Origin of the sequence: Legionella drozanskii LLAP-1, from assembly GCF_001467585.1 — a bacterium.
GTDB lineage: Bacteria > Pseudomonadota > Gammaproteobacteria > Legionellales > Legionellaceae > Tatlockia > Tatlockia drozanskii.
The window spans coordinates 105631-127011 of record NZ_LNXY01000028.1 but is presented as its reverse complement, the minus strand read 5'-3'; the positions used below and the strand labels follow the sequence as shown (position 1 = coordinate 127011).

Sequence of the window (21381 nt, the reverse complement as noted above, 5' to 3'; positions counted from 1 at the left end):
TGACATTAGCGCTATTAATAATTTTTCCTTCATTTATCTATTCCTTTAATCCAAAAAAGTGTTTAGTGATCCCACCTTTAGCACCAATAAGGAGTTTTTTGATGGAAGTAACCCCATTTAGAAAAAATTTCCAGTACTCTTAATGGTAAGAGGTAAATATTAATTTCATTGATTAAAAATGGTATTATTTGTTAAAATATTGATTAATACAATTCAATGCTCGTATAAGCCCATGCCAAGAACCAAAAAAAAGACTACTGTTCCTCAAAAACCCTATACAAGGGTTACACCCCGTTCAAGCCATCGATACGCTTCCTTTTTCGCTGAAGATGAAACCAATTTAACGAATATTTACAGAGAATCTAAAGATTATGCCTGTTTATTAGGGTTAAAAAAAACCTTGAAAGAATTTATTATCGAATTGGCAAAAGAAAGAAATCGAAAAATTACTATCCTCGATTCAGGATGTGGTTCTGGTTCTGTCATTAATGAACTCTTAGCAGATAAGGAATTGAATAATTATATTGACCAAATTACGGGGATCTCATTGCATTATTTTAATAACATAGAAAAAGTAATGAGCAGACACTCCAAACGATTCAAATATTATCGGGGTAGTGCTCAGGATGTTCTGTCGAAAGCAGTTGAAACTAGCAATGCTTTTGATTTGATCCTGGATGTCTGGGGTGCCTATCCTTATTCTGAAAGTAAATTAGATTTACTGAAGCTTTATCATCAGGCTCTCAAACCCTATGGAGAACTTCGAGTCCACCTTGGAGAAGGTGATGATTTATTTATAAAAGCCCAAGCGACTGATCGTTATGCTAAACCTTTTTCGCTTTGGGCTACCTGCAATTATCCTCAAACATTCTCCTATGAGCGATTTTTAACAAGCGATCTCACGCGATTGCAAGCTGTCACTATGAAAAAAACTACAGCACGCTGGTTAGTCCCAAGGTTTGAGCTCTTCTCAAGCAAGAGGTTACCTGTGATTAACTCTATGCAGGACGAAAGCCCATCCTATTTCGAGAAAATGGAAAAGGGAAATGCAATCAAGTTCGCAGATATAATCGTAGTGCCGGAAAAGGATCAACCGCCATCACTCAGGCCCCTACCTTTTAAGTCGGCAAGCTAGAGGATTTGTCGAGTACCTATTAGGACTCGCGAACACATTCGGCTCTACTCACGATATTCTGCGAATGATGGTTTATAAGAATATAATAAAAACAATAACATACGCTACGCTCTGATTATTAAATTAACCAGACTTAACGCTAAATTTTCATTTCATCAAATTTTAACCTAGCACTGCTCAGTCCTCTTTTGCTTTATAATTAATACTTCACGCCTAATTTCATTTTCGAGTTGTTCTTCTGTAGGCAAATAAAGCTGATATTTGCTAGCAAATATCTGTTTGACCTTTTCTTTACTTAACAAATAAGGGATAGAGCACCATCCAACAATGCCCTCTATAATCAATGCTAGTCCTAATGCGACATAAAAATACTTTCCCATTCCAATCAGAGCCGCAATACAGAGTGCTGAACCAATTATTGTCCGGTTTATCCTATCTGTTTTATCTATATTACACGCAAATCTCATCTTACTTCCCTTTTAGATATGCAACTGTTTAACTCTTGTGGCAAAGTAATTTTTTGACTAATACGTTTTGACTTATGACATAGTACCTCACATAACCCTTGTTAGCGATACTAATTTATATAAAGTGAAACACTTCAGATTCACGAAGTCCTGTACCGAGTAACTAATAAAGCAGTGCTGTCTCTATTAATGGATTTTGATTTTTGCGAGTACCACTTTTAATACGTTGTTCACATGCAGATTTCATTCTCCTTAGTTGGCGTGAAGTTAAGCCATTCCAATCAGGCGCATCGGTTTGTAAATCTTTCACTTGCGCTAATGGATCACCTCCTAATAATTGGCGTTGTTGGTGAAGCCATCGACCTGCGTGGCGAATGGTTGCCATGGTGCGCTTAATTGAAGTTGCCTTGTATGGTTTCCGGTTTTCTCTGAATCGTTAGAAAATGATGATTCAGATAAATAAAAACAATATTCATTAAGGCTTATGATGATAAATTTTGATAAAGTAAATGAGATGAAAAATTTTTAAAGAATTAACTATGAAATTTGAAATTGTTCCCATTCTAGAAAAGCATATTCAAGATTTTTGGTCTGCAATAGATAGTGTTGCTCGCGAACGTAACTACCTTGCTTTTTTGGAAGGTCCTCCTATCCAGAGCACCAGGGAGTTTGTTTTACAACAAATTAGTGATAATTGGCCACAGTTGGTTGCAATACATGACCATAAGATTGTTGGATGGTGTGATATTAGTCCACTCGATCGCCCTGTTTTTGTCCATACTGGCAGTTTGGGCATGGGGGTATTAGCTCCTTATCGTGGAAAAGGCATAGGAAAAGCTTTAATTAAAGGCGCTCTAGAAGAAGCGAAAAGAAAAGGATTAACTCGTATAGAATTGACAGTTCGTGAAAATAATAAATCTGCTATCGCTCTTTATGAAAAAGTTGGTTTTGTAGTAGAAGGTCTTCATAGAAACGCCGTATGTATCGAAGGGAAATACGAGAACCATTTATCGATGGCTTTAATTTTTGAGGAGTAGATTTTTATACAGCACCTTTTCAATCTAAAACCCAATTAAGAACATATCCATACATTAATTATATTCTTCAATGTTTTTCCTGTTTTTAGTAAGTGCTCTAAATAAAGTAGTAAGCTTAAATGAATAATGTCTGAAAAAAGTTGTTTAGTAACACACATTGTTAAAAGGACAAGGCGAATTTTAAAGTCAATGAGTGGAATATTAATAACCAATCAATTTCATAAATGGAATAGATTGGTACTCACAATAACTATAAATTTAGTTCATCTATCTGTTGAATGTACTATTTTAAGAGAGTGATATGTTAAAAAATAATATTATCCTGCTGATGGGCATAGCAGGGACAGGTAAAAAAACGATTGGCGAAGCAATTACACATCAAGACAATACATTCAAATTAGCCCACCATCATGGGTGGATAGATCCAGTATTAAAATTATTTGGTACTGATGCGTCCGTATGGTACGAGATAGATGAAAAGGGCTGGGCAGCGCTTAATCAGGCTCGAGACGTTATATTCAATACTATTGCTAATGTTTGTTCTAAAACTAGTAATTTTATTATTACTTTTGAAATGTTAGCTAATAATCCATATCACCGAGAATTTTTTGAAAAGGTTTGTATTTTAGCAAAAAAACGTGAAGCGAAATTAATTCCTGTTAGATTAATATGTGATTTGGATGAATTATTGAGTCGGCTTCAACAGCCGGATCGAAAATCATATTTAAAGACGCAAGATATTGAATTAATTAAAAATCGTTATAATGCGGAGAAAGTTTTTTTCTCTGAGATGTCTCACGAACTCACCTTAGATGTTACCAATATAACTCCCATTGAATCAGCCAGAAAGATTCTGAAATGGGTTGCAGATATTCAAAGTGAATGAAATGTTTTTTCAGCATCACCAGCCAAAGCTGTAAACTATTAAGGTTAGTTTTTATTATGCGATTGCTAACTTCATCAAAGTAAATATTTTCTACTAGATAAGCTTCTGCAACTTTTAAATTTTTGTCTAATGAGTAGATAAATTTCATGAACATAATCTGTTCTTGAAGGTTTATTCGTTTCCTTTAATCGTTTTTTTAAGTGAAGCAGATAATATTAAAGATTCAGCCGATCTTCGCCACTTTATATCTGCATGACTTCTTTCTCGAATCAGATTTCTTTTAAACTCAGCAAGTGCTCCAAAATATGGAAATTTATTTAGCTGAGCTAGATGAGTTATCTAAAGATTGATGATGGGTTTTAAGTCCATTTTTTTTCTCATCTAATAGAGCTACCATTTCGGCGCTTTTTTCTATCTGCTCTCCCAGGCAAAGCGCCATAAATAAGATAAAGAAATAACCCGAACCGGAATATAACAACAGTGAGTCAGTCAAATTTCCCAAAAGAAAGCAAAGTAGCATTGCAAAAGCAATTGGGCGCATTTTATCTAAACGCCAACTCGCTTTAATTAAACTAAAAAAGAAAGCGAATAAGATAATAACGCCAACAAAACCAAACTCTGTGGCCACGAAAAAGTATTGATTATGGGGTTCTAACAGCCGGTTTAGCCATGAAGGCACCGGATTCAGGGTACGGAAGTAATAAGTGAAACTGCCAGTTCCATTCCCTATCAGCGGATGCTTATAAAAAAGTTGATAAGCGAATTGATAAAATTGTAACCGATAACCTACGGGCGTATCTTTGTCGTTTTGTTGATAATGCTTAACTTCTGTCACCGCCAAACTAAGACGATCTTTCATATATTGGCTTTGATTGTAAATCATGAAAAAAGTGGTACAAATCATTAGGAATCCAGCAATTGCTAATCGCCAAGAGCAGATTTGTAAAATTAAAAGAGACATCAGTAGAAAATAAGCAATATATCCCATCCGTCCACCATTAATAAAAAGAACATGATAACTGAACAAAAGGAATAACAAACTGTAAGCTATGCGCTGCATACCTCGCTGCCGATAAGCAAATAATGCCGATAAATAAGCAGCAAAATCCAACATATAACCCACCATAATATGATTGCGAAATATATGATCTGGATTGATATTAAAAGTAGGTAGAAAACCTCGATATCTTAATACGGCAATGCCAGAGGTAAGCAGCATTGCTAATAAAAACGCATGGAGACCAAGGTTTCTTGTTTTCTCGCTGCGAAATCCAGCAACCAGAACAGGTAGATAAAGAAATTTACTATATTTTTCAAGAATAAGCATTTTTTCTGAAAAACTAGCAGGGCTCCATAGACAAGCGATAAGCGCAAGACAAGTGAGAATAATAGCCGCTCTACACCAGTCTTTAGTAAGTAAATTAGAGATTTCAGCACGGAAAGAAGGAATTAATAAAATCACCACTACCGATAAACTCAAGCAGATGCTTTTAGCAGAGGAACTAAGGGGCAAGACGAAAAGCGTGACTGCTAATAGTAAAGGCACCCATTTCTGCATCGAAAATTTAGTTGATACGCCGGCAAGTGCATCCATTCTTTAATTATCCTCGTTAGTTGCAGGTATTTTATTCAATTGGGAATCACGATACAACTGCTTAATTCCTCGATAAAAAGTCCCTTGGGCATTAAAAACAGCCAATAGGAATCCCGCTTTTCCATCTAAAAATCCACGCTGTAAAAAATAGCAACGAAAAAACATCCAACAGGTTCCAAGAAGAGTCTTTGCAAAACTAGGTTTTTTGTTTTTTTCAATTTTAATTTTGGCACTGTAAGATGAGTAACGATTGATCTTATAAATGGCATGACTGACATCTTGAAAGGAATGATGCATGATTGCTTTTTTTATTCTGCTAATTCTTACCCCGTGAGGTAAAACTATTTTCTCGTGCACTATATCTGAACTATAGCGCGCCCCTGCTCGTTTAAAAAGTCGCACATGTCTTTTAGGGCTTGAAGAGAAGCGTAAAGGAAATCCATAAAAATTCATGCATATGGGAATTCGATAAGCATCAGCGTCGTCGCTTGTTATCGCCTTAACAATTGCAGCTTTGAGCTGGTCATCGACAGTTTCATCGGCATCTAAGTTTAATACCCAGTTCTCTGTTGCCAGTGACAAAGCTCGCTGCTTTTGAATACCATAACCTTGCCAATCCGTAGAATACACTTTATTGGTGTACTCTTTCGCGATAGCAATGGTATTGTCACTACTTCCTGAATCAAGAACGATGATCTCATCAGCCCATTGAACTGAAGCAAGGCAACGCCTGATATTTGCTTCTTCATTTTTAGCAATGATGATAACACTAAGCATTGGATAGCCAGCTAAATAAATTGTCCTATTCTAACCAGATACACGCATAAATGAAACTGTGAGTCTAGGATATGCATTTTTTGCTGTGATTTTAAAAGAAAATGGACCCGTGGCCGAGGTCGCGGGAAATCAATGATTATTCAATTAGCGGGGCCTAACCCCCGCGGCGTCGATGTCGCGGGGGTTATAACTCTGGGTCAAAAAGAGAACTTAGCAAACACCTTCTCTATGATCATGGCTATCGAAATGCAATTTGCCGTCTTTTACTTTTAACGTAACATGACCACCGTTCGATAATTTACCAAAGAGCAATTCATCAGCTAAAGGTTTCTTCACATTTTCTTGGATCAATCTTGCCATTGGACGAGCACCCATAGCCTTATCATAACCATGTTCAATGAGCCAATCGCGAGCGGCTTTATCCACTTTGAAAGTGACACCCTTATTACTAAGCTGTTCATCCAGCTCCATAATAAATTTATCAACTACCAGACCAATTGTTATGCTATCAAGCGGTGCAAAGTTAATAATCGCATCCAAGCGGTTTCTAAATTCAGGACTGAACTGCCGCTTAATGGCCTCTAAACCATCGTTACTATTATCCTGTAAGCTGAAACCAATTGAATTTCTTGTGATTTCACTCGCACCCGCATTACTAGTCATTACCATAATTACATGGCGAAAATCAGCCTGTCGTCCATTGGTATCAGTCAAAGTACCATGATCCATAATTTGCAAAAGCAAATTAAAGACATCGGGATGAGCTTTTTCGATTTCATCAAGAAGCAATACGGCATGCGGATTTTTAGTGACAGCCTCTGTCAGCAATCCACCTTGATCATAACCAACGTAGCCGGGAGGAGCTCCAATGAGTCGTGAAACAGTATGTTTTTCCATGTACTCAGACATATCAAAGCGCAACAACTCAATGCCTAATACATTCGCTAATTGCTTAGTGACCTCTGTTTTACCGACACCAGTTGGGCCAGCAAATAAGAAACAACCTACTGGTTTTAGAGCATCTCGCAATCCAGAACGAGCAAGTTTAATTGCGGAAGCAAGAGCTGTTATTGCAATATCTTGTCCATAAACTAGCAATTTCAAATCGCGTTCTAGATTACGTAAAGTATCTTTATCGCGAGCAGATACTTTTTTAACCGGAATTCGTGCAATTTTAGCCACAACGCTTTCTATCTCAGTCACAGAGATTATCTTTTTACGTTTAGTCGCTGTGAGTAGATTTTGATAAGCTCCGGCCTCATCAACCACATCAATTGCTTTATCAGGTAAGAAACGGTCATTGATATACTTCGCAGCCAATTCCGCAGCGGCTTTCAAGGCTGGTATAGAGAATTTTACACCATGGTGCTCCTCTAATCGTCCTTTTAAACCTTTGAGTATTTCAAATGTTTCATCAATACTTGGCTCTTTAATATCAATTTTTTGGAAACGTCGAGCCAGCGCTCTATCTTTTTCAAAAATACCCCGATATTCCTGATAAGTGGTTGATCCAATGCATTTTAACTCACCATTTGCAAGTAAAGGTTTTATCAAATTGGACGCATCCATAACACCACCCGAAGCGGCACCTGCACCGATGATGGTATGTATTTCATCAATAAACAATACAGCGCCATCTTGCTGACCTAATTGTTTTAAAACAGCTTTTAAACGTTTTTCAAAATCGCCACGGTATTTTGTTCCTGCGAGCAAAGCACCCAAATCCAGTGAGTAGACGACGCAAGAGCTAATGGCTTCAGGCACCTCCCCATCGACGATGCGTCTTGCCAATCCTTCAGCAATTGCTGTTTTGCCAACCCCTGCTTCACCCACGAGCAAAGGATTATTTTTACGGCGGCGACAGAGAACCTGAATGGTTCGTTGGATTTCTTCATGACGACCAATCAGTGGATCAATCTTTCCGAGTTTGGCGCGTTTGTTAAGATTCATGCAATAGCTTTCAAGTGGAGACTCGTTGCCTTCACCACTCATAGAATCCTCATCCATAGACGAGTTCATATTTTCGTTCAGTTCGTTATTATGATATTTGGAAACGCCATGAGAAATATAATTAATCACATCCAGGCGAGTAATATTCTCTCGGCGGAGGAAATAAACAGCTTGACTTTCCTGTTCACTGAAAATCGCAGCTAAGACGTTAGCGCCTGTTACCTCAGTCTTTCCAGCTGACTGAACATGAAATACAGCGCGTTGTAATACCCGCTGAAAACCAAGTGTGGGTTGAGTTTCACGATCCAACTCATCCTCAGGAATTCTTGGAGTAGTTTCATCAATAAATTCAAGTAAATCACGACGTAATGAATCAATATTAGCATCACAAGCCTGGAGTACATTTCCAGCTGCAGGGTTATCTAGCAAAGATAATAGCAAATGCTCAACAGTCATGAATTCATGACGCTTCTCTTTCGCTTCCTTAAAGGCTAGATTTAAGGTGAATTCAAGTTCTTTGTTTAACATTTTGTCGCTCCTCTCTCCAGCCACAAACACCAAATTATTCGGGTTCCATAGTACATAGCAGTGGGTGTTCATTAGATCTCGCGTGATCATTAACTAAGGCTACCTTTGTTTCTGCAATATCCCTAGTAAACACTCCACATATGCCTTTTCCTAAAATGTGAACCTGTAACATCACTTGTGTTGCTAATTCCTCATTAAAATGAAAGTACCGCTTTAGTACATCTACCACGAACTCCATAGGGGTGTAATCATCATTAAGCAATATAACCTTATATTTTTTAGGCTTCTTGAGCGCCGGCAGAGCTTCTGACTCTGCTGTTTTACGCTCAACTATCTCCTCTAATGACCACCCACTCATAACATACACCCTTTATTAATTTTATAGACTGACAGTGAGCATTTGGCCAGTAAAAAGATGATTTAATTAATGAAAAAATTAAACCTTGTGATAATCAACAACATCTTGATTAGATCACATCCAAATTGATCTTATTGCATGGCAAAAAAAAGACCTCAGCTTTTTAGTCCTTAAATTAAAAATCCTTTTTCAATACGACAGTTAAACACAAAACGCCCCTTCTAGGGGGGGCTTATTTTCACAACTTTTTTTGAGGGGTCTTTATGACAACCATTTCGAGCAAAACCAATTTGGTTTATTTACTAAGATGGTAGCCTTTGGCCGCAGATTCTGTTCTTAAAGAAACACTTAGCAATCTGCGGCACAACTCAAGATGTTATTTTTAATCCTTTTACATGTGCTTAATAATTGCTTTGCCAAATTCGGAAGAACTTAAGCAAGTAGCTCCGTCCATTAAACGCTCAAAATCATAAGTCACGGTTTTCGCTTTGATGGCTGCTTCCATTCCCTTAATAATAAGGTCTGCCGCTTCTGGCCATCCAATATACCGTAGCATCATTTCAGCAGATAAAATGATTGAACCAGGGTTTACTTTATTCTGTCCAGCATACTTTGGCGCAGTTCCATGAGTCGCCTCAAAAACTGCTACTTTATCGCCAATGTTAGCACCTGGTGCAATACCTATCCCGCCAACCTGTGCAGCTAAGGCATCAGAAATATAATCACCATTCAAATTGAGTGTCGCGATCACACTATAATCTTCCGGTCTGAGCAAAATCTGCTGCAAAAAAGCATCTGCAATCATATCCTTAATAATGATAGGCTTTCCAGTGTTCGGATTTTTTATTTGCATCCAAGGACCACCTTCAAAGTCCTTCGCACCAAATTCATCCCGAGCGACTTGATAACCCCACTCTTTAAACGCGCCTTCAGTAAATTTCATTATGTTCCCTTTATGTACAAAGGTTACTGAATCACGTTGGTTATCTATAGCATATTGAATCGCTGCTTTTACTAAGCGGGAAGTACCTTGTTTAGACACGGGTTTGATTCCTATACCGCAATTCTCAGGAAAACGAATCTTTGTCACACCCATTTCTTTTTGTAAAAAATCAATAACTTTTTTTGCTTCCGGCGTGTTTGCCTGCCATTCTATACCAGCATAAATATCTTCAGAGTTTTCCCGAAAAATCACCATATTTGTTTTCCATGGCTCTTTCAGTGGACTTGGAGTACCTTCAAAATAGCGGATCGGACGTAAACAACAATATAGATCAAGCTGTTGGCGAATGGCTACATTAAGTGAGCGAATACCGCCACCAACTGGAGTTGTTAAAGGGCCTTTGATGGCAACCACATATTTTCTTAATATGTCGAGGGTTTCTTTAGGTAACCATTGGTCAGCACCGTAAACTTTGCTGGCTTTTTCTCCAGCATAGATTTCCATCCAGGCAATTTTCTTTTTTTCGCCATAAGCTTTCTTGACAGCTGCATCAACGACTTCCCGCATTGGAGGAGTCACATCCACACCGATGCCATCCCCTTCAATAAAAGGAATAATCGGAAAATTTGGTACCTGTAATGATTGATCGGCGGCAATAGTAATGGCTTGGCCATCTGTAGGTACATGAATTTTTTCGAATGTCATCGACAACTCCGTCTAAATTAAAGCGATTATAATAGCATGCTAAAACCCTTTGTCCCAAATGCGTTCGCATGCATAATAATTTTTTTTCATCATTTGTTAATTTTTCTAATCTCAATACCCAAGATAACTTGGGTATCTAAGATTTAAGGTATTTATGAGTTCGATTTTATTATTTAATAAACCCTTTGGTGTAGTAAGCCAATTCACTGGTGACGCTAAAGAGGAAACCTTAGCTAACTATATTCAGTTACCAAATTTCTACGCCGCAGGTCGTTTAGACAAGAATAGCGAAGGCTTGTTACTCCTAACTGATGATGGAAAACTACAGCATCGCCTAACGGATCCAAATTTTAATAAACAAAAATATTATTGGGTTCAAGTGGAAGGAATTCCTAGTGATCTAGACTTATTACCACTTCGCCAAGGTTTAGTTATTCAGCAAACGCAATTTTTGCCTGCGGTTGTTAAACTGATTGAAGAACCTTTGCTATGGTCAAGAGTACCTCCGGTACGATTCCGTAAAACAGTACCAACCAGCTGGCTTGAAATCATTTTACAAGAAGGGAAAAATCATCAAATCCGCAGAATGACGGCCGCTATTGGTTTCCCGACCCTACGCTTAGTGCGACACCGTATTGCTGAGTGGTCTTTAGGAGACTTACAACCTGGTGAGTGTAGAATGGTAACGCATGCTAGTAAAACAAATAAGGCTTCGCGTCGGCGCTAAATGCTTCGCGTATTCCGAAGGGGTTAGAAATAAACCGAGATAAGTGCTCGAATTAACCACCCAATCGAGGCACTTTGCTTCCTAAGGTGTCGTCCGCGATCAGTCGTACCCAAGGCCATAGTAAGATAGAGATCACTGTGCTGCCTAAAGACATGAGGAAACCATAATAATAACCAAGTGAGGCATCAATCATTAAAATTATTGTTTGATAGAGTAAACAGAAGAAACCCACCAACGCCATTTGCTGTCCCATCGTAAATAAACGAAATCGCCGGGCTTTGGAGCTTGCTAACCAAGTAACTAATGACAATGCACAGGCATGTTCTCCCAGAACTGTTGAGAGTAAAACATCAAGAGCCAAACCAATAATCAGTAAAATAATGACATTGAAATGATCAGGTAAAAAAAACTGCCAGTATAAAATAAGGATTAAAACCCATGGTGGCCTAAGCCCTAAAAAAAACTCTGGAAAAGGTAAAATAGTTAAAGCTAGTACAAAAATAGTAGCGATGAACAAACGCAAACTTAAGGAACTCATGCATTTGCTCCTATTGCATCCATACGTTCATTAATTTGAGCAGTTAATTCTGCTTGCTCCTTGTCAGGCCAGATGAGAAGAACTAATCGATTTCGGTTAAGCAGCGCAATAGGGCTCACGTCAACCTTAATAAAGGCCTCACCAGGTATACTCTTAACATTTTCCACCCGCCCAACTGGATAACCTTCGGGATAAAGACGACCAAGCCCAGAGGTGACCAGTAAATCACCCTTTTCAATCGATGAAGTTCTAGGCAAATTGGCTAAAGACAGCTGACTCATATTATTGGTTCCCATCAAAATAGCTCTTTCACCTGTTCTATTATTTCTTACAGGAACAGCAGATTTCGCATCGGAGATCAACAAAACAGTACTTGTCATATACCCTACGTCAATAACCTGACCCATTACACCTTTTGCATCAAGTACAGGTTGCCCGGTATAGGCACCATCTCGCTTTCCTTTATTCAACACAACCAATTGCCGGGAAATACTGGTATCTACAGCTAAAATTTGCGCTGCCATTGCGCGCATACTCGCTTTCGATGAAGTGAGCAATAACTCTCTAAGTTGTGAGTTTTCTTCTTTAATGACTAAGAGTTTTTGTAATTCTGCTTCAAGCATCGCTTGTTGATAGCGTAACTGCATATTCTCACTAATAAGTGCTTTTTTGGCACTAACTAATGATTGGATCCAGCCTATAACCCGCACTGGATAGTCCACTGCATATTGCAAAGGTGAAACCAGCAAAGCAAAACCACTACGGACACTATCGAGATATCTATAGTGATAGTCTGAGAACATTAACGAGGCTGATATTATCAAGGCAAACACAAAACTAAATGCTCTATGTTTGCCTTTGGCAAATAGCCTGTTTTTAGAATTATTCTGTTGAGAGGAAATCACCGCCGCGTAGATCCATTGTTTCCAAGGCTTTACCACCACCACGTGCAACGCAGGTTAACGGATCTTCTGCAACCAGCACGGGCAGGCCTGTTTCTTCCATCAATAAGGTGTCCATATTTTTCAAGAGTGCTCCACCGCCTGTCAAAACCATTCCGCGTTCAGCAATATCCGCTGCCAACTCAGGTGGTGCTAACTCTAGAGCAGCTCTTACTGCACCGACTATTCCTGATAAAGGTTCTTGTAACGCTTCCAGAATTTCTGCACTGGTTAGAGTAAAACTACGAGGTACGCCCTCAGCTAAGTTTCTACCTCTTACCTCTATTTCAAAAAGATCGCGGCTTGGGTAGGCAGAACCAATTTCATGTTTAATACGTTCAGCCGTCGTTTCACCGATTAAAGTACCGTAATTACGGCGTACATAAGAAACGATCGCATCATCAAACTTATCACCGCCAATGCGTACAGATTGGTGATAAACAATGCCGCTTAGAGAAATAATAGCTACTTCTGTTGTACCGCCACCAATATCAACAACCATCGAGCCACTTGCTTCTTCAACTGGCATTCCAGACCCTAAGGCCGCAGCCATAGGCTCTTCGATAAGGAATACTTCGCGTGCTCCAGCACCCATTGCTGATTCACGAATCGCACGCCTTTCGACTTGTGTCGAGCCGCATGGTACACAAACTAGTACCCTCGGGCTTGGCCTTAGGAAGCGATTTTCATGAACCTTATGGATAAAATGTTGCAACATTTTTTCGGTAACAAAGAAATCGGCTATCACGCCGTCTTTCATTGGTCGAATAGCATTAATATTTCCAGGAGTTCTTCCAAGCATGCGTTTGGCTTCTAGGCCAACGGCTGCTACTCGTTTCTGACCTGATTCATTGCGTAATGCAACGACTGAAGGTTCATTTAAAACTATCCCTTTATCTCGTACGTAAATCAACGTATTAGCAGTTCCCAAATCAATCGATAAATCGTTGGAAAAAACGCCCCGCAATTTCCTGAACATGAGCCTAATTACCTCGTTCTTTTTTTGGCGAACACTTTAACCTATATTGAAATAAAAATCGACTGATATCAAGAAAGATTTATTTCAATCTAAATCAAAAAATAGGCGGCATCGCCGCCTTAAAATTTACTGTAGCAAAAATTAGTTGGTTGTGAACAGTTTTTGCAATTGAATAAGATGATTTTTAACAAATCGCTCACCAAATCCAGGTACTTTCGCTAAGTCTTCGATTGAATTGAAACGACCATGTTCCGTGCGGTATTTCACAATTGCCTCAGCTCGCTTTTGGCCTATCCCCTTAACTGCTCTAAATAAAACCTTGGTATCTGCTTTATTTAAATCAATTTGGCTTTGCGATTTTTGCACGGGTGCTGTGGAGGATTTATTCAATTGTTCACTTGCTGCATGAACAGAAAGACAAACGATAAATGATGACAAAACAATAGCAAATAAATTTGCTTTCATCTGAAGCTCCTTGTTGATTGGACTAATGTGGTTTTCTTACCACGTTTGCTGCCTCTACACACTGTAGAGGCACCAAAGTATCGCAGTATTTTTTCTAACTGTCGAGCCTTGTTTGCTCATAATGACGATTTAGAACATAGGCCACACAACTCGTTAATTTTTCTACCATTTTTAAATGTAAAAATTCATTAGGTCCGTGAGCATTTGAATGAGGTCCGAGGACTCCAGTTATCATAAATTGTGCTTGCGGAAATTTTTCACCTAACATCGCCATGAAAGGAATTGTCCCCCCCTCCCCCATATAGATTGCGGGCTTCTGGTAAAACGCCATGGAGGCATCATCGACTGCCTTTTCTAACCAAGGCACCAAGGGTGGAGCATTCCATCCTGCGGCCGCATTATCGATGCGAAATGTAACTTTTGCGTGATAGGGTGGATTTTCGATCAACGCTTTCTGTAATGCTTTTGCTGCCTTTTTTGGAGAAACCATTGGAGGTAAGCGCATTGATATTTTTAGTGCCGTTTTGGGTCTCAATACATTGCCTGCATCGGCGAGTGCAGGAAATCCTTCAGCACCAGTAACCGCTAAAGCTGGGCGCCAAGTACGGTTTAATATAAGCTGCTTTTTATCTTTTGTAATTGGTTCAACACCAGGGTGAAAAGGAAAACCATTATAGACTTCCTCGCCTAAAACCTCCGCACAAACCTCAGCCTGATGAATACGCTCCTTCGGAATATCACAATGCAATTCCTGCAACTTTATTTCACCACTATCCTCGTCTTCAACGCGGCTAAGCACTTGCTTAGCCACACGAAAACTCTCAGCCACAATACCACTGCCATAGCCTGAATGAATTCCTTCAGTGAGTAATTCAACCGATAATTCACCGACAACATTACCGCGTAAAGAAGTAGTCATCCAAAGTTGTTCATAATTTCCGGCACCGGAATCTAAACAAATGACCAATGAAGGTTCGCCAATTTTGTCTTTTAAGGCATCAATGTAATAAGGTAAATCATAACTACCACTTTCTTCACAAGCCTCAATAATTAAAACGCAACGAGCGTGGGATAACTGCTGTGCTTGTAAAGCACCTATCGCCGCAATTGAGGCATAGGCAGCGTAGCCATCATCCGCCCCTCCTCGCCCGTAGAGACGACCATCTTTAATAACGGGTTTCCACGGACCGAGATCCTCATGCCATCCTGTCATTTCGGGTTGCTTATCGAGGTGCCCGTAAAGCAATACAGTCTCCTCGGTTTGTCCTGGTACTTCCATAAATAATAAAGGAGTACGATCCGGCAATCGTATCACTTCCAATTTCATATTGGTCGGACCATGTTGCTTACACCAAGCTGCCACATGATCCACTGCCTGATCCATGTAACCATGCTCTTGCCAATTTTTATCAAAATGAGGCGATTTATTAGGAATTTTTATATAGTCACATAAACTAGGCAGAATGGTTTCTTTCCATTCACGGCTGATATAGTCATACAGCTTTTGCGGATTCAACATGCATCTGCTCCTTGATGAGGGCCACGATTTTTAGCGTTGCGGATTGAATGCTTAACGCTTTAATTTTTTTGATAATTTCATCTTTGTTTTGGTTGACTTCATTAATTGCTTGCAAAAACAGCTCGACCGTCAGGGTATCATCATCTAATACTTGGCTTATACCTAGTTTTTGAAAATAACGAGCATTTTGAATTTGATCACCGCGACTAACTTGAATCGACAGAGGAATCAGTATATGCGGCTTTTGCAAAGCGAGAATTTCATAAACTGAATTTGCACCTGCACGCGAAACCACCACATCAGCGGCAGCTAACAAGTCAGCGAGCTCTTTATTAGCATACTCTAACTGGCAATAATCCCCTTGACTCTGAAGGCTAGCATCCAACTTTCCTTTGCCGCATAAATGAATAATTTGATAATGTTCAATCAGTGAGGGTAAAGCGTCTCTGACTACCTTATTCAGCCTCATAGAACCTTGACTGCCCCCTACAACCAGTAAACAAGGCTTATCTGCTTTAAAACCGCATAAAGCTAAACCAGCTTCTTTGGAACCGTTAAATAATTCTTGGCGTATTGGTGTTCCGGTGATCTCTACTTTTTCTTGATGATTTTTAAAATGTTGTTTTGCTGCAGCAAAAGTCACACAAATTTTATTAACGAAAGGAAAACTTAGACGATTTGCCAACCCAGGACTCATATCAGACTCATGAGCAATCACTGGAATACGATTTAACCAAGCGGCAAAAACGATAGGGAAAGCAACAAATCCACCTTTAGAAAAAACCACATTTGTTTTGAGTTTTCGCAATAAGTAATAGGCTTGGCCGATGCCAAGAAAAATCTTGAAGGGGTCAAGAAAGTTTTGCCAGCTAAAATAGCGTCTTAATTTTCCACTCTGTACTGCATGATAAGAAATATTTAAAGGGCTAATGATTCCTTTTTCTACGCCATCCTCAGAGCCGATATAATCAACTTGCCAGCCTTCGTCCTGCAAGGCCTCTATCAAGGGTAAATTGGGAATTACATGACCTGCAGTCCCTCCGCCGGTAAAAACGATTCGTGGATTCATTGGATGTCCCTAATTAATAAACTTAAATCAATCGCTTGGATTGATTTAGTCATTGCTCCTGTTGAAATATAGTCTACTCCAGTTTGCGCAATAGCAGCGATCGTTGATAAATTGATGCCCCCTGAAGCTTCTAATTCACAATGATAAGACTGATTTATTTTTACTGCTTTTGCGATCATTTCCTGAGAAAAATTATCAAGTAAAATGCGATCGGGTTTAGCATTTAAAGCGTCCTGCAATTCATCAAAATTTTCCACTTCGACTTCAATAAATAAATGCTCTTTCAGTGCACGTGCTTGTTTGATAGCTTTGTTAATGGAGCCGCAGGCTTTGATGTGATTTTCTTTAATTAAAATAGCATCATACAAGCCCATGCGATGATTGACACCTCCAGCACAAGCAACGGCATATTTTTGTGCAAGACGTAAACCAGGTAGTGTTTTACGGGTATCCAACAATCGTGTACGAGTACCTTTAAGCGCCTGGAGATAATGATAAGTTTGGGTTGCTGTGGCAGCTAAGGTTTGGAAAAAATTCAAAGCAGTTCTTTCTGCCGTTAATATTGCTGCCGCAGGGCCCCTGATTTGACACAAGGTTGCGGGTTTAGCAAGCCACTCCCCTTCTTTTACCAACCAATTTAGTTCAATTGATGAGTCAACTTCAGCAAAAACAGCCTCAACCCAAGAACGACCGCAAACTAGCATCGGTTCACGTGAAATAATTTCAGCATCCGCGATAAGTGTAGTGGGTATAAGCGCAGCGCTTACATCGCCAGTACCAACATCTTCATGCAAGGCTCGCTTAACATCGGCTAAAATTTCGGATTGCTGTGGTTTCATTCTTTAACACCTTTACGGCTTTTACTTGCCTTTAAGCCTCTCTGCACATAGCGTGCTTTTAAAAGTGGAGGGGCTATAAAGGTCGTCACAATAACCATAAAGACGATTGCTGAAAAAAGCTGATCTGACATCACGCCAAGGGTTCTACCGATTGATGCAAACACTAGTCCTACTTCTCCACGTGGTAACATGCCAATTCCTATCAACCAGCGATCATCTTTTGCCGCTCCCCCCAGACCACTTATGAGTTTTCCAAGTATTGCAGCAACGATTAGCCCACTCGCCATCAACAATACCTGCCAATCAAAAAAGGATTCCAGCTTCACTTGGATGCCAATCAGCATAAAAAATAAAGGAGCTAAGATGGACTCGAGAGGGGCGATGAGATTTTTAATACTCTCTGATCGGGCCTCATGTTTTTCAGACTCAAAAAATCCTTCATGTAAAATAAGTCCTGCGGCGAAAGCGCCTATAATTGTTGCTAGATGGACAAGTGTTGCTAACCAAGCCAGCATCATTACAAAAATAAAAGCAATAAATAGCTTCAGTTCCCAAAGCTCTAAAAATTGAAAAAATTTTATCGACTTGCGGATCATCCAGGGACCAATTAATACAACGCCTGCAAAAAAGGCAATGGCCGAAATAATAATTTTCGTCACCATCCATACATCAACCACGCCACTGAGTACGACCGAGCTCACTACAGCAAGGAGGATTAGACCTAAAATGTCATCAATCATTGCCGCACCAAGAATGGTTTTTGCTTCCCGAGTACGTAATTTTTTCATTTCTGAGAGTACGCGAGCAGTAATTCCAATACTTGTGGCTGATAAGGTTGCTGCTACGAAAAGATGAGATTTATAATTGGAGCCAGGTGATAGCAAGCAAGAGACACCATACCCGAGTATAATCGGAGCAATAACACCAATGACAGCCACCTGGAGTGACTCTCGCCCCGTATGCCTTAACTCCTCTATGGATGTTTCAAGTCCCACTTTAAACAGAAGGAAAATAACGCCATAACGGGAGAAAATATCTAAAACATAAGCAATCTTCATTAAATCAATCCCATTACCCTGGCTAAGGGCCTGAGTGACTTGATTGGCATAATAGGGATTATGAATGCTGTCGCTTACTGCTTGCACGAGCGGAAATCCACTCAACATATCTCGCATAATATTAAAAACCGCAGAGCCTTCGCGTAAAACTATCATGAGATTGGAGCCTAGAAAGTAACAAAGGTTACCTAATAAAACTCCCATGAGTAACTCACCTAATACCGCAGGTTGCTTGCAGCGCGCGGCAAGATAGCGTCCAATCAGTGCGCACAAAAAAATAAGCGTTACCCATAAAATGACTGGCGCAATGGGATCATGATGTTGCGTTGTTGGGCTTTCTGCAAAAACAGCAGGAACATACCCTGCTAACGAAGCCCAAGTTTTAGCACCTAGCAACATAACTATTGCTCAGCAAGAAATAAACAAGTTTCTAATACTGAATCAGGATTTAAGGACACGCTATCAATTCCCTCATTCATCAACCATCGCGCAAAATCCTGATGGTCTGAAGGTCCTTGGCCGCAAATTCCTACATATTTTCCTGCTTTCTTGCAAGTAGAAATGGCCATATGTAACAAAGCCTTGACCGCAGCATCTCGTTCATCAAACTGAGAGGCAACTAGACCGGAGTCTCTATCCAAGCCCAGGGTAAGTTGCGTGAGATCATTTGAGCCGATAGAGAATCCATCAAAATACTCTAAAAATTCGCTAGCCAGAAGAGCATTTGAAGGTAGTTCGCACATCATAATGATTCTTAACTCTTCTTTACCACGCTCAAGTCCATGCTTTTTAAGCACTTGAATGACTTCCCTGGCTTCTGAAACAGTTCTAACAAATGGAATCATCACTTCAACGTTTTTAAGTCCCATGTCTTCCCGCACCCGACGAACAGCTTGGCATTCTAACGCGAAGCAATCTGCAAAATTGTCTGAGACGTAACGTGAGGCACCCCGGAAACCAAGCATAGGATTTTCTTCGTGAGGCTCATAGAGACTACCGCCAGCAAGGTTGGCATATTCATTGGATTTAAAGTCGGACAGCCTTACAATCACTGGTTTTGGATAAAACGCTGCAGCGATAGTAGCGATCCCTTCTTTTAAACGCTCAATATAATATTCTACTGGCGAAGCATAAGCCGCGGTTTTATCAGCGATAAGCTTTTTCAACTCTTTATCTTGTAAACTATCATATTCCAGTAAAGCTTTGGGATGAATTCCGATAGTATTTGAAATCAAAAACTCGAGACGCGCCAGGCCAACGCCAGAATTGGGTACTGATTGGAAAGCAAATGCACGCTCAGGGTTTCCTACGTTGAGCATGATTTTCAGCGGTAAATCGGGCATGGTGTTAACATCCAAAGTTACTCGCTCAAAAGGCAATAAACCTTCATAGACATAGCCGATATCGCCTTCTGCACAACTGACAGTCACTTCATCGCCGTCGCGAATCACGCGTGTCGCATCACCACAACCAACCACAGCAGGGATTCCTAGCTCTCGTGCAATAATAGCCGCATGACAAGTCCTACCGCCACGATTAGTGACAATAGCTGCAGCACGTTTCATTACTGGTTCCCAATCAGGATCGGTCATATCCGATATCAATACATCACCGGGCTCCACACGATGCATCTCATTGATGTCATGTATAATTCTTGCTCGCCCTTGTCCAATGCGTTGTCCAATACTGCGACCTTCACTTAACACCTTTGTTTTTTGCTTTAAGGTATAACGCTCTAAAACTTGCTTGTTTGCTCGACTTTTTACTGTTTCTGGGCGAGCTTGCAGAATATATAATTTACCGCTTTCTCCATCTTTTGCCCATTCAATATCCATTGGTTGACCATAATGTGCTTCGATAATCAATGCTTGTTTGGCCAAAAGTTCAACTTCTGCATTGGTTAAAGAAAACTTTAACCGTTCTGCTGGAGGAACATCTTCTGTTTTTACGCGACGATTTTGTGTTTTGTCATTGCAATAAACCATTTTTAGCGCTTTCGAACCCAAATTACGACGAATCACAGCAGGCTTACCTGCTTTTAAGCCTGGCTTGTGGACATAAAATTCATCGGGGTTGACTGCACCTTGTACAACCATTTCACCCAAACCATAAGAAGAAGTAATAAATACGACCTGATCGAAACCTGATTCCGTATCCATAGTGAACATAACACCGCTTTCAGCCAAATCACTGCGGATCATTTGTTGAATACCAGCAGATAAAGCCACATCATTATGGGCAAAACCATGATGAGCACGATAAGTAATGGCTCGATCATTGTAGAGTGAGGCAAAGACTTGTTTAATAGTGACTAACACATCCTCTATACTACGTACATTTAAATAGGTTTCTTGTTGGCCAGCAAAAGAAGCTTCTGGTAAGTCTTCTGCGGTTGCTGATGAGCGAACTGCGACGCTAAACTCATTATGACCGATTGTTTTCGTCAGTTCTTCATAGGATTTACGCACAGCCTTTTCAAAGTCAGCAGAAAATGGGGCCTTGATAACCATCTCGCGAATTGTTTTTCCAACCGAGGCTAAGGCGGACAGATCATCGGGATCCAAGGCTTGCAATAACTCATAAATTTTCTTATCCAAGCCGTCATTCGCTAAAAACTCACGAAAAGAATCAGCGGTTGTCGCAAATCCAGTAGGTACAGAGACGCCTGCAGAAGATAAGTGGCTAATCATTTCTCCTAAAGAAGCATTTTTGCCTCCAACCTGCTCCAGATCCTTCATGCCTAAATGTCGTAAATCTATTGTATGTACGCTGACAGCCATAAGTTACCCTCTAATCCTTAAAAAATGACCTTCATTCTACTGAAATTACTGTAGGTTGTGAATGACAACATTACATAGTTATAAGA

The 21381-nt window shown here is 39.9% G+C and carries 20 protein-coding genes; 4 read left to right on the top strand and 16 right to left on the bottom strand.

Features of this window, described 5'->3' with window-relative positions:
• The first annotated feature begins 232 nt into the window (after positions 1-232).
• Positions 233-1135 (top strand): hypothetical protein, encoded by a 903-nt coding sequence (locus Ldro_RS13150; RefSeq protein WP_131764353.1) that lies wholly within the window; start codon positions 233-235, stop codon positions 1133-1135.
• Between the two features lie 167 nt (positions 1136-1302).
• Here Ldro_RS13150 and Ldro_RS13145 read toward each other — a convergent pair whose 3' ends face one another.
• Positions 1303-1602: a YgaP family membrane protein gene (locus Ldro_RS13145; RefSeq protein ID WP_058496883.1), complete on the bottom strand. Its 300-nt coding sequence runs from the start codon at positions 1600-1602 to the stop codon at positions 1303-1305.
• A gap of 163 nt (positions 1603-1765) precedes the next feature.
• A complete protein-coding gene (locus Ldro_RS16815; protein WP_058496882.1) occupies positions 1766-1987 on the bottom strand; it encodes a hypothetical protein in 222 nt (73 codons plus the stop codon).
• Between the two features lie 154 nt (positions 1988-2141).
• Here Ldro_RS16815 and Ldro_RS13135 point away from each other — a divergent pair, with 154 nt between their 5' ends.
• Together Ldro_RS13135 and Ldro_RS13130 are read left to right on the top strand one after the other, a co-directional pair.
• A complete protein-coding gene (locus Ldro_RS13135) occupies positions 2142-2639 on the top strand; it encodes a GNAT family N-acetyltransferase (protein WP_058496881.1) in 498 nt (165 codons plus the stop codon).
• Between the two features lie 301 nt (positions 2640-2940).
• Positions 2941-3525 (top strand): nucleoside/nucleotide kinase family protein, encoded by a 585-nt coding sequence (locus Ldro_RS13130; RefSeq protein ID WP_058496880.1) that lies wholly within the window; start codon positions 2941-2943, stop codon positions 3523-3525.
• Between the two features lie 313 nt (positions 3526-3838).
• Here the strand turns inward: Ldro_RS13130 and Ldro_RS13125 are convergent, their stop codons facing one another.
• The 5 genes from Ldro_RS13125 to icd all read right to left on the bottom strand — a co-directional run bounded on the left by Ldro_RS13125 (position 3839) and on the right by icd (position 10380).
• On the bottom strand, positions 3839-5119 hold the full coding sequence (locus Ldro_RS13125) for an O-antigen ligase family protein (RefSeq protein ID WP_058496879.1): 1281 nt from the start codon (positions 5117-5119) through the stop codon (positions 3839-3841).
• A gap of 3 nt (positions 5120-5122) precedes the next feature.
• The gene (locus Ldro_RS13120; RefSeq protein ID WP_058496878.1) at positions 5123-5896 is read right to left on the bottom strand and encodes a glycosyltransferase family 2 protein; all 774 of its coding nucleotides are present in this window, start codon (positions 5894-5896) and stop codon (positions 5123-5125) included.
• A gap of 210 nt (positions 5897-6106) precedes the next feature.
• The gene (clpA, locus tag Ldro_RS13115) at positions 6107-8374 is read right to left on the bottom strand and encodes an ATP-dependent Clp protease ATP-binding subunit ClpA (protein ID WP_058496877.1); all 2268 of its coding nucleotides are present in this window, start codon (positions 8372-8374) and stop codon (positions 6107-6109) included.
• 34 nt (positions 8375-8408) lie between these two features.
• Positions 8409-8732 carry an ATP-dependent Clp protease adapter ClpS gene (clpS, locus tag Ldro_RS13110; protein ID WP_058496876.1) on the bottom strand — a complete coding sequence of 108 codons (324 nt, stop codon included), beginning with the start codon at positions 8730-8732 and terminating at the stop codon, positions 8409-8411.
• Positions 8733-9123: 391 nt separating this feature from the next.
• On the bottom strand, positions 9124-10380 hold the full coding sequence (gene icd, locus Ldro_RS13105; RefSeq protein ID WP_058496875.1) for an NADP-dependent isocitrate dehydrogenase: 1257 nt from the start codon (positions 10378-10380) through the stop codon (positions 9124-9126).
• A 154-nt stretch (positions 10381-10534) separates the two neighbouring features.
• Here icd and Ldro_RS13100 point away from each other — a divergent pair, with 154 nt between their 5' ends.
• Positions 10535-11107 (top strand): pseudouridine synthase, encoded by a 573-nt coding sequence (locus Ldro_RS13100; RefSeq protein WP_058496874.1) that lies wholly within the window; start codon positions 10535-10537, stop codon positions 11105-11107.
• 52 nt (positions 11108-11159) lie between these two features.
• Here the strand turns inward: Ldro_RS13100 and mreD are convergent, their stop codons facing one another.
• The 9 genes from mreD to ppsA all read right to left on the bottom strand — a co-directional run bounded on the left by mreD (position 11160) and on the right by ppsA (position 21295).
• Positions 11160-11645 (bottom strand): rod shape-determining protein MreD, encoded by a 486-nt coding sequence (gene mreD, locus Ldro_RS13095; protein WP_058496873.1) that lies wholly within the window; start codon positions 11643-11645, stop codon positions 11160-11162.
• Positions 11642-12550, bottom strand: coding sequence for a rod shape-determining protein MreC (mreC, locus tag Ldro_RS13090; RefSeq protein ID WP_058496872.1), 909 nt, complete (start codon positions 12548-12550; stop codon positions 11642-11644). The genes mreD and mreC overlap by 4 nt, the downstream gene beginning before the upstream one ends.
• Positions 12528-13565: a rod shape-determining protein gene (locus Ldro_RS13085; RefSeq protein ID WP_058496871.1), complete on the bottom strand. Its 1038-nt coding sequence runs from the start codon at positions 13563-13565 to the stop codon at positions 12528-12530. The genes mreC and Ldro_RS13085 overlap by 23 nt, the downstream gene beginning before the upstream one ends.
• 141 nt (positions 13566-13706) lie before the next feature.
• Positions 13707-14030 carry a ComEA family DNA-binding protein gene (locus Ldro_RS13080; RefSeq protein ID WP_058496870.1) on the bottom strand — a complete coding sequence of 108 codons (324 nt, stop codon included), beginning with the start codon at positions 14028-14030 and terminating at the stop codon, positions 13707-13709.
• 94 nt (positions 14031-14124) lie between these two features.
• Positions 14125-15549 carry a M20 family metallopeptidase gene (locus Ldro_RS13075; RefSeq protein ID WP_058496869.1) on the bottom strand — a complete coding sequence of 475 codons (1425 nt, stop codon included), beginning with the start codon at positions 15547-15549 and terminating at the stop codon, positions 14125-14127.
• Positions 15524-16618: an undecaprenyldiphospho-muramoylpentapeptide beta-N-acetylglucosaminyltransferase gene (locus Ldro_RS13070; protein WP_058496868.1), complete on the bottom strand. Its 1095-nt coding sequence runs from the start codon at positions 16616-16618 to the stop codon at positions 15524-15526. Before Ldro_RS13070 ends, Ldro_RS13075 begins: the two co-directional genes overlap by 26 nt.
• The gene (nadC, locus tag Ldro_RS13065) at positions 16615-17457 is read right to left on the bottom strand and encodes a carboxylating nicotinate-nucleotide diphosphorylase (protein ID WP_058496867.1); all 843 of its coding nucleotides are present in this window, start codon (positions 17455-17457) and stop codon (positions 16615-16617) included. Before nadC ends, Ldro_RS13070 begins: the two co-directional genes overlap by 4 nt.
• Positions 17454-18911, bottom strand: a complete 1458-nt coding sequence (locus Ldro_RS13060) for a cation:proton antiporter (RefSeq protein ID WP_058496953.1) — start codon at positions 18909-18911, stop codon at positions 17454-17456. Before Ldro_RS13060 ends, nadC begins: the two co-directional genes overlap by 4 nt.
• Before the next feature lie 5 nt (positions 18912-18916).
• Complete coding sequence (gene ppsA, locus Ldro_RS13055) at positions 18917-21295, bottom strand: phosphoenolpyruvate synthase (RefSeq protein WP_058496866.1); 2379 nt, start codon at positions 21293-21295, stop codon at positions 18917-18919.
• Between the last annotated feature and the right edge of the window lie 86 nt (positions 21296-21381).

What these genes read in the sequence shown, in the direction of transcription:
- Ldro_RS13150 (WP_131764353.1), top strand. Translation starts at nt 233, where the DNA reads ATGCCAAGAACCAAAAAAAAGACTACTGTTCCTCAAAAACCCTATACA.
- Ldro_RS13145 (WP_058496883.1), bottom strand. Translation starts at nt 1,602, where the DNA reads ATGAGATTTGCGTGTAATATAGATAAAACAGATAGGATAAACCGGACA.
- Ldro_RS16815 (WP_058496882.1), bottom strand. Translation starts at nt 1,987, where the DNA reads ATGGCAACCATTCGCCACGCAGGTCGATGGCTTCACCAACAACGCCAA.
- Ldro_RS13135 (WP_058496881.1), top strand. Translation starts at nt 2,142, where the DNA reads ATGAAATTTGAAATTGTTCCCATTCTAGAAAAGCATATTCAAGATTTT.
- Ldro_RS13130 (WP_058496880.1), top strand. Translation starts at nt 2,941, where the DNA reads ATGTTAAAAAATAATATTATCCTGCTGATGGGCATAGCAGGGACAGGT.
- Ldro_RS13125 (WP_058496879.1), bottom strand. Translation starts at nt 5,119, where the DNA reads ATGGATGCACTTGCCGGCGTATCAACTAAATTTTCGATGCAGAAATGG.
- Ldro_RS13120 (WP_058496878.1), bottom strand. Translation starts at nt 5,896, where the DNA reads ATGCTTAGTGTTATCATCATTGCTAAAAATGAAGAAGCAAATATCAGG.
- clpA (WP_058496877.1), bottom strand. Translation starts at nt 8,374, where the DNA reads ATGTTAAACAAAGAACTTGAATTCACCTTAAATCTAGCCTTTAAGGAA.
- clpS (WP_058496876.1), bottom strand. Translation starts at nt 8,732, where the DNA reads ATGAGTGGGTGGTCATTAGAGGAGATAGTTGAGCGTAAAACAGCAGAG.
- icd (WP_058496875.1), bottom strand. Translation starts at nt 10,380, where the DNA reads ATGACATTCGAAAAAATTCATGTACCTACAGATGGCCAAGCCATTACT.
- Ldro_RS13100 (WP_058496874.1), top strand. Translation starts at nt 10,535, where the DNA reads ATGAGTTCGATTTTATTATTTAATAAACCCTTTGGTGTAGTAAGCCAA.
- mreD (WP_058496873.1), bottom strand. Translation starts at nt 11,645, where the DNA reads ATGAGTTCCTTAAGTTTGCGTTTGTTCATCGCTACTATTTTTGTACTA.
- Ldro_RS13085 (WP_058496871.1), bottom strand. Translation starts at nt 13,565, where the DNA reads ATGTTCAGGAAATTGCGGGGCGTTTTTTCCAACGATTTATCGATTGAT.
- Ldro_RS13080 (WP_058496870.1), bottom strand. Translation starts at nt 14,030, where the DNA reads ATGAAAGCAAATTTATTTGCTATTGTTTTGTCATCATTTATCGTTTGT.
- Ldro_RS13075 (WP_058496869.1), bottom strand. Translation starts at nt 15,549, where the DNA reads ATGTTGAATCCGCAAAAGCTGTATGACTATATCAGCCGTGAATGGAAA.
- Ldro_RS13070 (WP_058496868.1), bottom strand. Translation starts at nt 16,618, where the DNA reads ATGAATCCACGAATCGTTTTTACCGGCGGAGGGACTGCAGGTCATGTA.
- nadC (WP_058496867.1), bottom strand. Translation starts at nt 17,457, where the DNA reads ATGAAACCACAGCAATCCGAAATTTTAGCCGATGTTAAGCGAGCCTTG.
- ppsA (WP_058496866.1), bottom strand. Translation starts at nt 21,295, where the DNA reads ATGGCTGTCAGCGTACATACAATAGATTTACGACATTTAGGCATGAAG.